Genomic DNA, 13,819 nt, shown 5'->3' on the forward strand with positions numbered 1-13,819 from the left:
CGAGCGTCTCGCTCGTGCTATGGCAATAATACGATTACTAATCTAATGAAGTAGAAGCAGCTTCTTCGCCTTCAGGAGCATATTCTTCGGGATCGGGTATTTTACCAAACTTGAAAATAATACCTACTATTATTGCCACGCCTAAGGGATAAATAACCCACCAAGGAATGCCGACAACCAGCATCCCAATCATACTCAAAATACTTATTACTCCCACTATCATCGCATAAGGCAACTGGGTATTCACGTGCTCCACGTGATCGCACTGGGTTGCAATGGAACTCAAAATGGTGGTATCCGAAATAGGAGAACAGTGGTCGCCCCAAACCGAACCGGCCAGTACCGAACTCACACTTGCATAGATAATTTCAGCTGTAATATCGTAAGGCAGTCCCGTATTATTGCCGATCTCCCAAGCCAGAGGTACAACCAAGGGCATCAAAATTCCCATTGTCCCCCAACTGGAACCGGTAGCAAAAGCAGTAAGAGCAGAAAGCACCAGTACAATAGCAGGCAGCCAATAAGCATTCAGAGTTTCTCCAAATACATTCATCAGGTAATCAGCTGTACCTAGCTCAACTGTTATAGCACTTAGTGCCCAAGCCAGTACCAAAATCAATAACCCATCAAACATGGTATGCATCCCTTCCATCATGCCTTCCAACATCTCTTCAATCTCCAACAGGTTACGAGCCAGCGTCATCACAATAGCAACGGCAATAGATATAAGTGATCCCCAAAGCAGTGCTTTATACGAATCTGCAGTCTCAATAATACTCTGGACAGAATCTCCTGTCCCCGTAATAAATAACCCAGCTACCGTTCCAAAAATAAGCGTTAAGATCGGGATAGCAGCATTGGTCCAGTGCGATACTTTCTTTGTTTCTTCATCATCTTCAATCTTGTCTTTCCACAGATTGTAAGTATCTAGCTTAGGATTGTGCTTGGCCTTATACAGGTTAATACGCGCTGTCAGCATCGTAGCAAAATCGCGCCCCGACCATGCAATAAGGATCACAAAAAGAATAGTAAAGAAGGCATAGAAGTTATAAGGCAAGGAATTAAGGAAAACCGCATAAGCCGACTCATTGAAGTTGGGCATCTTGGACTCTGCATCGGCGATAAATCCTACCATGGCCCCAATCCAGGTACTTACCAGCGCAATAGTTGCAACAGGAGCTGCGGTGGCATCAACAAGGTAGGCGAGCTTGGCCCGGGAAATCCGGAGCTTATCGGTTAAGGGGCGCATCGTATTACCCACCACCATGGTATTGGCATAGTCATCAAAGAATACCACAAATCCCATTAGCGAGGTCATCAACTGCCCATGCACTTTGGTACGTACAAAATTGGTAATACGAGCGATAATACCGCGAGTCCCCCCGTTATCTGTAATGATCCCGACCATACCACCAATCAAAATGGTAAAGATGATAATACTCATATGACTGGTATCGGCTGTGGCTGGTACAATATATCCATCAAGTGCCGTAAAAAAACTGGTAAAAACACCTCCGAAACTCAGATCCCCGGCCAAAAAGGCTCCGCACCAAATCCCCAAAAAGAGTGCAAATAATACTTGCCTAAAGATCAGTGCTATTCCGATAGCCACAAGAGGGGGCACAATACTGAGCCAACTTCCCTTCGTGATACCGCTACTGGCAGCCTCTGCAGCATCAGGAGAGGCAAAACCAAAATTATAAAATAGAAATAGTGTTAACAGACCTGCTACGAAAAATAGTGCTTTTCGCTTCATTCGATACTTATTTGATTAACTATTTTCAGCTGAATGCTGGATTATCCTTAATTGATGAGTGAAAATACAATCTCTATGCAAATTTGCCAGATTTTTTTGCGACTGATTTTTCATCTTTATAAAAAAAACGAAACAAATAGAATAAACCAGCATTTTTTTGTTCTATCTTCAAAAAAAATTAATACTGCGTTTCCTCTATTATCAGAAAGTATACACGCTATACTCAACGTAAATTGATAAGAAACTTTACAAAGCACTCTGATCGATAGTCCATTCCCTGCCTCCCTGATACCATGCTTCTTCGTAGCTTTTTAGCTGTACTAAATTCAATCCTTCTTCAATTCCTCAAAAAAATATAAAAAAGCTTTGGGGGTCCCCCTGCCACCAGTGTGTAACACAGTCTAAACGGACTAAAAAATGGTCTGTGATTCAACTTTCAATTAAATCTTTACTGTTATGAAATTTTCAAAGTTACTGTTTCTTATTACTTCACTGGCAATATTTAGTTTCTATGGATGTGCAGACAAAGGGCCTACAAATACTGATCCCGTTATTACGCCCCCATCAGCAGAAGAGTTTAATGCTCTCAAAGAAGCTGCCTGGGAATCCAGGAAACAAACCCACGACTTCGATGCTGAGGATGGCATCTCTTTCACATCTGAAAATGGTGTTGACTTAAATATCCCTTCGGGCTGCCTCACCCAAGATGGACAAGCAGCAAGTGGCTCAGCAACATTAGAATACGTTGAACTTTTTGAACGAAGTAACATGCTTGTCACCAATAAACCTACAATGGGAGTAGACTCCACGGGTAACAAAAAGATGCTTGTCTCTGGTGGTTCATTTTTTATTGAAGCCACACAAAACGGAGAAGAACTGGAAGCATCCTGCAACAACATTCAGCTGGCCATTCCCACAGATTTAACAGGCGGACCTGACCCAGAAATGACACTATGGACCGGTACGGTTGATGAAGATGGTAACCTTGCCTGGGATGAAGAAGAAGGTAAACCGGGCGCAGGCGGTGACAACGGAAATCGCGTATTTACAGAAGGCAATACTTACTATGCGTTTCCACATGACTTTGGTGCTACCAATGTAGATCGGTTTTATTCTGATCCACGACCTAAAACCACACTGCAAGTTCGTCCCCCCGAAGGTTATGATGCTGAAAATTCAGCAGTGTATCTTTCTTACGACGGCGAAGGCAATGCGCTGGCTAACCTGGATACCTTTGATGAAAACAGCGGTATCTTCTCAGAGCATTACGGGCAAATACCTGTGGGCTTAGAAATGCACGTTATTTTTGTAAGTGAAGAAGATGGACAATGGCGTTATGCAATTAAAGCAGTTACGGTAGAAGAAGATGACATCTATACATTCACCATTGGAGAAACACAACTCGGATCTGAGCAGAACTTAACAGATGCGATAGCGAACCTTCCCTAAAAAGTACTTTTATCAAGAGCGACATCAATAAAAAAACCTGACAGGTGTTGAAACCTGTCAGGTTTAATTTCTTGGTACTGAGAATTAACCCAACTTCTCGATTGCAGTCTCGATTCGTCGTACCGTAGTCTCTTTGCCCAGAAGTTCGAGCGTTGGCGTCAGGTCGGGACCATATCCCATTCCTGAAACAGCTACGCGAAGAGGCATCATTAGCGGTCCCCACCCCACGTCATGGGCCTCAACAATTTCTTTGATTTTATCTTTCAGCTTGCCTGCTTCAAAGTCATCCTCATCGAACTCTTTGATCTCATCTACATACGCTTGTAGCAGTTCGGCACTATTATCTTTCCACTTTTTCTTTGCCTGCTCTTCGTACTCTTCGGGATCCTCAAAGAAAAACTTACCCATTGTCACAAAGTCTTCAACTTTGCTTACCCGATCTTTCATAAGCGGAATAATCTCTTTCATATACTCCTCATCGGGATCTATGCCATGCTCGTTGGCAATAGCTTTTACCCGTGGGAATAGTTCGTCGGCTGGTTTCTCACGCAAGTAATGCTCGTTATACCAAATCAACTTTTTATAATCGAACACCGCGCCGCCTTTGCTTACCCGATCTAATGAAAACAGGTCGGTAAGTTCATCCATAGAATGGATTTCGGTATCATCACCAGGGCTCCATCCCAGATAGGCAAGGAAGTTAACAAGTGCTTCGGGCTCAAACTTCTGTTCAATATAATCTTTCGTATTGATAGGAATCCCTTCACTTTCGGCCTTACGCTTGGAAAGCTTACCGCCACTGGGCGACATAATTAACGGAAGGTGAGCCATCTTGGGCGGTTCCCATCCGAAATATTCGTACATCAGGATATGTTTGGGTGTACTGCTGAGCCACTCTTCCCCGCGAATAACGTGTGAAATTTCCATCAGGTGATCGTCTACTACATTCGCCAAGTGATAGGTAGGCATCCCATCAGATTTAATAAGTACCTGGTCATCCAGTCCCTTGCTTTCAAAAGAAACAAAGCCACGTACCTCATCCTCAAAACGAATATTTTCGCGACGCGGCACCTTCAGACGTATCACATATTCTTCGCCCTCTTCCAGCTTACGCTCCACCTCTTCTTCGGGAAGGGTAAGGCTGTTTTTCATCGACATGCGTGTAATAGCATCATACTTGGGTGATGGATTACCCGACTTCTTCAGGCGCTCGCGCATCTGGTCAAGCTCCTCAGGAGTATCAAAAGCATAGTAGGCATTTCCTTGTTCTACCAGCTGCTCAGCATACTCTTCATAGATATCTTTGCGTTCACTCTGGCGGTAGGGGCCTACATCGCCGGAATTTTCGGGCCCTTCATCGATATCCATGCCTACCCACTTCAGAGATTCTTTAATATCTTCTTCAGCGCCTTCTACATAGCGGCTCTGATCGGTATCTTCAATACGTAATACAAACGTGCCATCATTTCCTTTGGCAAATAAATAATTGTAAAGTGCCGTTCGCAATCCACCGATATGCAAAAAACCGGTGGGGGACGGCGCAAATCGTACTCGTACGCTACCTTCCATAAAGTTAGTCTCTATTATTTTAAATTCTTTTTTGGCGTGCGTAAAAATAAGGCTTCTGTAGCAGTAGTGCTAATGAGTGATTCGTGATGAGTGAGGCGTAACGCGTAAAACGTGATGCGTGATTCGTAATGCGTGAGACATGAAGATTGGGAATAGTGATATTGTAAGTATTGAGCTGTTTTTGGGTCTTGGAGATGGGCCCCTAATCCTGAACCACTTGGTAGACTAAGAAATTTATTGGAAATTACAAGTCTCAGCAGATATGTTTCAATAAATAGACATACCTGTTATGAGCAAATCAAAAAGAAAAAGATATACCTCTAAATTTAAATTTCAGTTGGTACTGGAAAGCTTCACCAATGAGTACAGTGATTCTCAGCTGGCCCGAAAATATGGAGTTCATCCGGTGACCCTATCCAATTGGAAAAAAGAGTTCAAAGAGAAAGGTCCGCAGATTTTTTCCAGTAAGAAGCAAGACCAACGCCTGGCAAAGAAGCTGAAGCAGATGGAACGGCTATTGGGTCAAAAGGAGGTTGAAATAGCGATGTTGAAAAATTTTTTGGACGAGAGTTGACCCGGGAGGAAAAAATGGAATTGATAAAAACGCATTCGGGCCGCTATGGATTAAATCGATCCTTAGAAGCCATGGGGATTGCTAAAAGTAGCTATTACTGGTGGCTTAATCCTCCGGAGACTCCCCGCAGGCAGGCGAACCGGGAGCTCAGGAAGCATTTAAACGAGGCGATCGCTGACCATCCCGATTATGGATGGCGACGCTTGCTGCCGGAAGTTATCGAGCGATCCGGGCAAACGGTCAACCATAAACGACTGCGCCGCCTGTTGGCTGAGGAGGATCTGGGAGTGAAGCGTTCGGTAAGCGCTCCACCACCGAGTAAGCTCCACCAGGCTATCAAACATGCACAGGCAGCGGGGAGGATGAATAAAGTAGCCGGCCGAAGTTTTGCTCCATTCGAGATGCTCTCCACCGACTTTACCGAACTGTCGTTCGGTTCGGAGGGCAGCAAAAGCTGGCTAATTGCATTTGTAGATCCGGTTAGCCGCTGGATTCCGGGCTGGGCGGTCGGCCCCTCGGCCAACACTCAGCTGGCGCTAAAAGCCCTGCAGAGCGTGCGGGAAACCTACCGCAGGCTTGACCTGTCGATGGAAGGCACGATTATCCACCAAGACCAGGATCCGGTCTTCCGGAGCTATCGCTGGGCCCGTGAAATATTAATTGAGGATAAGGCCGTGTTATCTTATTCTGAAAATGGAGCCCGAGGCAATGGCTGGATTGAATCGTTGTGGGGAAGAATAAGTGTGGAGTTTACGCCTTACCTGCAGCAAGTTGAGACCATCGCAGAATTACGAAAACTACTAACCGACCGGTTCACGTACTATTTGTTCCATCGGCGGCATTCGGGAATAGAGTACCAGACACCGTCAAAGAACCTGAAAAAAATCACAAACCGAAAAATAATATCGGCTGAGCTTGTTAGTCCAAATTAGTCGTCATATTGGTTCAAAATAAAGGGCTCATATCCCTTACTTATGTGTAAACCACTAAGGCACTAAGAGTACTGAGGCAAATTATGGATTATGAAAAATGGATTAAAAAGGTCCCATCAGAATTAAAACATGATAGCGTTTGGACTCTGCAAGTCTATAGAATCTCTCTATATCTGTCTGAGTTCACTTGGGAAGATATAAGACCTATTATTGATGGAAGACTCTACTCACTTTCCGATCAGCTATACCGTTCTGTAGGATCGATAAGTGCAAATATAACCGAAGGATATTCAAGACGCTCTTACAAAGAACAAGCACGGTTTTATGAAATTGCACTAGGATCAACCAGAGAATCTAAAGATTGGTATTTTAAGAGTAGACATATCTTGGGAGATAAGATTGTCAACCACAGAATTAAGATTCTGACAAAAATAACAAAACTGCTTCTTACGATGATCAAAGAACGCCGATCTTCTCATGATGCAAGGGAGCCTAATGTTGATTACACAATTAACGATATAAACCCTTTTATTTCTGATATTCCAATACCCAAAAGTAATAATGTCCGTCCCTAACATAGGTTGACCGGTTTTAACAAGGACAAACGATGAATAAACGTATTAAAAGGAAACTACAACGAAGGCGGCAGTTCAGCGATGAAGTTCGCCGTAACGTAGTCAGGGAATTTCGAGAAGGGAAATATACGGTAAAAGAGCTGGCAAAGCTGTATCATGTGAGTGCACAAAGTATTTACCGGTGGATCCATAAATTCTCCTCCACTGACAAACCTACCATAACCGTCGTCGAAATGGCTGATAGCACCGATAAAAAACTCAAAGACCTACACCAAAAAATAGCTGACCTGCAGCGAGCCCTGGGGCAGAAGCAAATAAAGCTGGATTTTTATGAAAAAATGATGGATCTGGCCGAAGAGGAATACGGGCTGGATCTAAAAAAATTCTTCTACGAAACCATCGGATGGTTCCGGGAAAACAGGGACCTCATGAGTTATTCGCTGAATGCGTTATATACTGCTGCCGGAGTGAGCAAACAGGCAGTATGGGCTCATTTTAAGCGCGAAGCCCGGCAGCCGGAAGGGATGGGGCGCGATCGGTTTTGTGCTGTAATGATGGAGCTGGGATATGGGGTCAGGCGCACCAGAAATAACATGCGCACAACCGTTCCCGCCCATAAGGTCTTCGAAAATCTTATCGAAGGACGCGTGGTTACAGGGCCCAACCAAGTGTGGCAAAGCGATATAACCTACATTAAGGTGGGGGGCAGGTTTTACTACCTGACCTTTATTATTGACGTATATAGCCGCCGGATTGTAGGCTACGCCACCAGCAGAAGTCTGCGAGCCGAAGCGAATGTAAAAGCCCTAAAGCAGGCCATAGCTGGCCGGGAGGCGCACCAGCTGAAGGACTTGGTGCACCATTCCGATCGGGGGTCCCAATATACTGACGGGCGCTATTTGGCGTTGCTACGAAGCCATCAGATGCCCATTAGCATGGGGAAGGTTGCCCAGGATAACGCCTTTGCCGAACGTATTAACGGGACCATAAAAAATGAATACCTGCTGCCGAAACAACCGAAAAGTTTCCGACAGTTAAAGCAATTGGCCAGCCAAGCAGTAACCGATTATAATACCATCCGCCAACATAATGCGCTGGGACGGAAGGCCCCGGAGGCCTACGAGCAGGAATGGGCAAGTTTAGAAGCTCGGAAGCGTCCGGTGGAAGCTATTTGCTCACACCGAACGCCACCGATTAACCAAAAATGTCTGAATAGTATTGACAGGCAGAAAAAACAACCATATTGTATGGTTTATGTAAACTAAATCACTAATAACGGTCAACCTATTCCAGGGAAGGACATAAGTAAAACTATCACGACTTACGCATCACGTTTCACAAAATAGTATGACTCTAGCTCTTTTATTTCCGCAGTTTGCTCCCAACCTCTACGACTTATCTGTGATGCTACAGGCCGACCGGCTGATCCTGCAAGACCTGGAACGGTGGTCCCGAAAAAGCCGTACCCATCGCGCTAAAATTCGTGTCCCCAACGGCACTCAGTGGATCAACATCCCTATCCGCACCGAAGACCGAAAAAAGGCGATTAAAGATGTGCGTATGGACCATTCCGAAGACTGGGTTACCCCTCTGCTACGCACCATTGAGTACAACTACAGAAACAGCATCTACTACGACTTTTACGAACCTGAAATTAAGGCTGACTTCCAATCCGCCTATGACTACACTTCTTTGCTGGAATTTATACTATACATCCAAAAGCGACTACTCAGCTTTATGGAAATAGAAATTGGGTACGAACTTTCCAGTGACCTGCCCAACTATACTTCTGACCCAGACAAACTTGCTCAACAACTGGAGGCTGATTCTCTGCTACAGGAATACGACAGCCGGCACTACCAACGTCAGGCCGAAGGCTATAACGTCAAGCTACAGTTTGATCATCCTGAGTATCATCAACATTTTGCCGGCTTCGAAGCCGGCTGTTCCATCCTGGATGTATTATTCCAATTCGGACCGGAAAGCTTTCGTATTTCTGATCAATTAAAAGTTGAAGATTAAAACTTAAATGTTAGTTTAAAAAAGTTGCTGTTTATAAACTTAACCCGCTAAATAACTTGATCAATGGAATGTCAGTCGCACCTTTTTGAACTGCCCGAAAGCCATCATTATATAAACTGTTCCTTTCTTTCGCCGTTGCTAAAAAGTGTAGAACAGGCCGGCATCAACGGAATCCTATCCAAACGGTACCCATGGGAAGTGACTCCACACCATTTCTTTGATGACAGCAATACCCTGCGTGCCCTTTTTGCGAAGCTGGTCAATGCCAAACAAGATGATATCGCAATTATGCCTGCCGTATCGTATGGGTTGGCAACAGCGGCAAAAAATATAGATCTTGCCAAAGGCCATGAGATTATTATTGCCGGAGAGCAATTCCCCAGTAACGTTTATGTATGGAAGCGATTTTGCGAACAACATGACTGTACATTAAAAATAGTTGATCCACCGAACGGATTTGACCAGCGCGGCCAACAATGGAATACACGCATTGCTGAAGCTATAACTGAAGACACACTTGTCGTTGCATTAGGCAATGTACACTGGGCCGACGGCACCCTGTTTGACCTACAACAAATTGGAGAGCTTGCCCGAAATCATGAAGCCTATCTTATCATTGATGGAACGCAATCAGTAGGAGCCCTGCCCTTTGATGTACAGCAAGTTCAGCCTGATGCCCTTATTTGTGCCGGATACAAATGGCTGATGGGACCGTATGCAATGACCCTGGCATACTTTGGTCCGCGACTACAAAACGGCGTGCCTCTTGAAGAAGGATGGATTACCCGCAAAAACAGTGAAGACTTTAGCGGGCTTGTTGATTACGAAGACCAATACCAGCCCGGCGCCCAACGCTTTGACATGGGCGAACGAAGCAACTTTGTGTTAGTACCCATGATGATAGAAGCACTCAAACAGATTATAGAATGGAAGCCCAAAGAGATACAGCGCTATTGCAAAACTTTAACTTCAGACTTGGTAAAAACACTGCCCAACTACGGCTATCAAATTGAAGATGCCGATTGGCGAGGGCATCACATGTTTGGTATTCGTTTACCCGAAAACCTGTCGATTGCAAAGCTACAGGACAAACTGGATGAACGAGAGATTCACGTATCGGTGCGGGGTTCTGCTGTGCGCATTGCTCCAAACGTATATAACAATGATAAAGATATAGCTGCGCTCCTCGACACCTTACAAACTATTGCTGACAACTAATCTCATCTAACTTATGGAAGAAGGATCAGATCAAAACTACTGGCTCGTTTTCGCTTTCGGCCTCGGGTATATCTTACTGCTGGGCCTGTTCACCTACTTCTTTAACTATCCCATTTAGAGCATATGCACTGGATAGACTGGCTTGTTCTTATCGCTTTTTTGGGATATACCATTTGGGACGGTACCCGGCACGGGAAAAAGAGTGAGAACATTGAAAGCTTCTTCCTGGCCAACCGTTCTATGCCCTGGTGGGCTATGGGATTGTCTGTAATGGCAACCCAGGCATCGGCCATCACTTTTATAGGCACCACCGGCCAGGCCTATGTTGAAGATATGCGTTTTGTACAGATCTACCTGGCTGTTCCCTTTGCCATGATTATCCTCTGTACCACGCTCGTTCCTTTCTTTAACAAGCTGCAAAATTTTAGTGCCTACGAAGTGCTGGAAGAACGCTTTGGGCTTGCCACGCGCCTGTTCACCAGCCTGCTCTTTTTATTATCCAGGGGGTTGGGACTCGGTATCATCATCGCCGCCCCCTCCTATGTGCTGGCCCTTCTGCTGGATATCCCCCTTTCTACGACCATCTTAATCATCGGCATTACCGCTACCCTTTATACAATGGTAGGGGGCATAAGCGGAGTCATTCGCACCGATGTTAAGCAGATGGCTGTCATGCTATTCGGCCTCGGTTTCTGTTTCTTTTGGATACAAACCGAACTGCCCGAGAGTGTTACCCTCAGCGATTCGCTCTACCTGGCCGGTACTCTAGGTAAGCTCGATGCCTTGGATCTCAGCTTCGACATCACCGAAAAGTATAACATATGGACTGGCGTTATTGCCGCACTTTTTTTGATGCTCTCCTATTTTGGTACCGATCAAAGCCAGGTGCAGCGCTACCTCACGGCCAAATCCCTCAAAGATGCCCGCAAATCGCTGCTGCTTACCGCTTATGCCAAAATCCCGATGCAGTTTTTCATTCTCCTGCTCGGCGTAATGCTCTACGTATTCTATATTTTCGGCACTGCCCCTATTACCTTTCGCAGTGTTGAACCGGTGGCCGAACGTCCCCAAGTTGAACAACAGGGCAAACAGCTACAACGTAACTACGAAGCACTTCATAATAAAAGAAAGAAATCGGCACAAGATCTTCTGCAAAACAAAACGATCAAAAATGCTGATCAATTTCGCCAGACCGATAAAAAGCTACAGAAAGTACGTAATGCGGAATTAGAACGACAAGAAAAGATAACCCAATCCTCCCTAAACGACACCAATTATATTCTCCCTTATTTTATTCTCCATGAAATTCCCATTGGGGTTATCGGCCTTATTGTCGCCGGAATTTTTGCTGCTGCCCTCTCCAGTATCGACAGTGAACTTAATGCCCTGGCTACTATTTCTATTGTTGATTGGCTTAAACGTCTTGATCCGCACGATCGGGATGAAAGCTGGTACTTAAAGTTCTCTCGCTACACCACCGTATTTTGGGGGATACTGGCCACCCTTGCTGCCCTGGCCTTAGGAGAAACAAGATCCATTATAGAACTTGTCAATAAAATTGGGAGCTACTTTTACGGTTCTATCCTGGGTGTTTTTGTGCTGCTTCTGTGGATAAAGCGGGCAAACGGGGTTGGTGCCCTAACAGGACTCATCTCAGGCATGAGCACTGTTTTTATTTTTGACCGAATTTATCAACAAGCCGAAACCGACTCATGGTCCCTCATCATGCCGTGGGCAGAAGTCCCAGAAGCCTATAACAAAGCTATAGAATACCTATGGCTAAATCCCCTGGGCACGGCCGTTGTCGTATTCGTTGGCATCGGGGTGAGTGTACTATGGGATAACGTTAAAAAGTAGCCCTCATTGAAATAGCGATAGCTGTTTACTCTCCCGGTAACAATCTCGTTTAAGATATATCCTTTATCACCGATAACCCTGTCTAAGGGTTTTTACTCCTCCACAAATTCGAGGTGTTGGAGTGTACTACATATGTATTTAGGCTAGGTGATTACTACATATTGACTTCGGGGTACCTTCAAGTCAACTACTTCTTTGACTCATTGCATACAATCAATGTAGTGATAAGAGGTGATATATGTACTAAAAGTGGTAGTTTCTACTACCTATCCTACCTATAAACCCAGCTCAGCAGTACCCGTTAACGTATACAATTAAAACATAGATCAGCTATTAGGTATATGGATTTTATAAAAAAATTATTAGGGGATTTTAGATCTAGCACGATCAGCAGTGATAACGATAAAACCATCGGCAAACGGATCTTTTTCCTGGGAGCGGTTGGAGCTGTTATTACATTAGTTTTGGGATTATTCGCCATTTATTCACTCACTACTATTAATGGCTACTCCGATACATTAGAACAGGCGCACCATCCCGAGTGGCGCCTTTCAACCCAATTAAAAGAAAATGTAGCAGAAATTGGGTTTACGCATCTCCGCTATCAGGTCAAATATGACAAAGAGCTTTATGCTTACATGATGAAGTATTTCGGTAAGATTGATAGCGTAATAACAGAATCTGAAAATCTGGCCGAACAACAGAACCTACCCAATCTGAGTAACAGAATTAGTACCCTAAAGTCTGCTGCCCAAGCCTATAAAGATGCAATCATAGGTTTCCACAAGACAACTGAACGTACTATTGCCAATAGGAAAAAGACGAAAGATACCTTTAAGCAAGCGTACCAAAGTTGGCAAGAGGCGATCAATACGCTTGAAGGCGAACAAGCTACAACAGCAGCTATATTACAGAGCAAGTTTACAGACAGTCGAAAAGAGTTCTGGACGGCTGTTAACAGTGATGACATTGACGAGCTTAAAAATGTAATTCCACGCCTGAAAGAAACAAAGCAATCATTGGAGACCTTGTACGGAAACTCCGCGGTATCGGAGGCCGGCAAATCTTCTTTGGAAGATGTGATCTCAAATATTTCTACTAATATTGAGGCAACAAACAGTTATATCAGCTCACGTAAAGCCCTCATTGATAGAGGCAAAGAAGCTTTTGACGGCAACCAAGGCATTTATTGGGAAGCTGTTGATATGAACGCGGTTGCCCGCAAAAATGCAAATGAGCAAGGGAACATCACCAATGCCACCGTCTCTAGCTTCATCTGGATTTTAGGTATTGGAGTTGCAATAGCGGTACTGGGAACCCTGGCTTTAAGTTCGTGGACCAGCCGTTCAACAACCGCGGCGTTAAAACAGATTATTGACCGCCTCAAAAACGGGGCCGAGCAAGTTAACTCTTCTTCCGCCCAGCTTTCAAGCTCCAGCCAGGAACTGGCCGAAAGCGCGAATGAACAGGCGGCCAGCCTGCAAGAAACTACTTCTTCACTCGAAGAGATGTCTGCCCAAATTAACCAAACCGATAAGAACTCCAGTGAGGCAGAAACAGCCATGAAACGGGCTAAACCTCTGGTTAAAGAAGGAGTTGAAGCGATGGATCGCATGTCCGGAGCCATGGAAGAGATTAAAGAATCAGCACTGGAGACATCCAAAATTATTAAAACCATTGATGATATCGCTTTCCAAACAAACCTGCTGGCTCTTAACGCAGCCGTCGAGGCCGCAAGAGCAGGAGAAGCGGGCAAAGGTTTTGCCGTAGTGGCCGAAGAGGTTCGGAACCTGGCACAACGCAGTGCAGAAGCCGCTAAAGATACTTCAGAACTTATTCAAAAATCACAAGACAGTACCGAACGCGG

11 protein-coding genes are annotated in these 13,819 nt (G+C 44.8%); 9 read left to right on the forward strand and 2 right to left on the reverse strand.

Features of this window, described 5'->3' with window-relative positions; genetic code table 11:
- Positions 1-37: 37 nt before the first annotated feature.
- Positions 38-1,756, reverse strand: a complete 1,719-nt coding sequence (locus G3569_RS05070) for a Na+/H+ antiporter NhaC family protein (RefSeq protein ID WP_165266722.1) — start codon at positions 1,754-1,756, stop codon at positions 38-40.
- A gap of 456 nt (positions 1,757-2,212) precedes the next feature.
- On the opposite strand from G3569_RS05070, the gene G3569_RS05075 reads away from it, so the two are divergent.
- Positions 2,213-3,205 (forward strand): hypothetical protein, encoded by a 993-nt coding sequence (locus G3569_RS05075; RefSeq protein ID WP_165266724.1) that lies wholly within the window; start codon positions 2,213-2,215, stop codon positions 3,203-3,205.
- Positions 3,206-3,289: 84 nt separating this feature from the next.
- On the opposite strand, the gene gltX is transcribed toward G3569_RS05075, so the two are convergent.
- Positions 3,290-4,774, reverse strand: a complete 1,485-nt coding sequence (gene gltX, locus G3569_RS05080; RefSeq protein ID WP_165266726.1) for a glutamate--tRNA ligase — start codon at positions 4,772-4,774, stop codon at positions 3,290-3,292.
- A gap of 289 nt (positions 4,775-5,063) precedes the next feature.
- Here gltX and G3569_RS05085 point away from each other — a divergent pair, with 289 nt between their 5' ends.
- From G3569_RS05085 to G3569_RS18735, 8 genes are all read left to right on the forward strand, one after another.
- Complete coding sequence (locus G3569_RS05085; RefSeq protein ID WP_165266728.1) at positions 5,064-5,348, forward strand: transposase; 285 nt, start codon at positions 5,064-5,066, stop codon at positions 5,346-5,348.
- 14 nt (positions 5,349-5,362) lie between these two features.
- Positions 5,363-6,280 carry a DDE-type integrase/transposase/recombinase gene (locus tag G3569_RS05090; protein ID WP_165266730.1) on the forward strand — a complete coding sequence of 306 codons (918 nt, stop codon included), beginning with the start codon at positions 5,363-5,365 and terminating at the stop codon, positions 6,278-6,280.
- A gap of 83 nt (positions 6,281-6,363) precedes the next feature.
- A complete protein-coding gene (locus tag G3569_RS05095) occupies positions 6,364-6,855 on the forward strand; it encodes a four helix bundle protein (RefSeq protein WP_205720041.1) in 492 nt (163 codons plus the stop codon).
- Positions 6,856-6,887: 32 nt separating this feature from the next.
- A complete protein-coding gene (locus G3569_RS05100; protein WP_165266732.1) occupies positions 6,888-8,120 on the forward strand; it encodes an IS3 family transposase in 1,233 nt (410 codons plus the stop codon).
- 82 nt (positions 8,121-8,202) lie between these two features.
- A complete protein-coding gene (locus G3569_RS05105; RefSeq protein WP_165266734.1) occupies positions 8,203-8,877 on the forward strand; it encodes a WbqC family protein in 675 nt (224 codons plus the stop codon).
- A gap of 63 nt (positions 8,878-8,940) precedes the next feature.
- On the forward strand, positions 8,941-10,095 hold the full coding sequence (locus G3569_RS05110) for an aminotransferase class V-fold PLP-dependent enzyme (RefSeq protein ID WP_165266736.1): 1,155 nt from the start codon (positions 8,941-8,943) through the stop codon (positions 10,093-10,095).
- A 123-nt stretch (positions 10,096-10,218) separates the two neighbouring features.
- Positions 10,219-11,952, forward strand: coding sequence for a sodium:solute symporter family protein (locus G3569_RS05115; protein ID WP_165266738.1), 1,734 nt, complete (start codon positions 10,219-10,221; stop codon positions 11,950-11,952).
- Positions 11,953-12,293: 341 nt separating this feature from the next.
- Positions 12,294-13,819, forward strand: a 1,526-nt coding sequence (locus tag G3569_RS18735) for a methyl-accepting chemotaxis protein (protein WP_276611303.1), incomplete at its 3' end; no start/stop codon positions are given.

The organism is Fodinibius halophilus (assembly GCF_011059105.1).
Lineage (GTDB): Bacteria > Bacteroidota > Rhodothermia > Balneolales > Balneolaceae > Fodinibius > Fodinibius halophilus.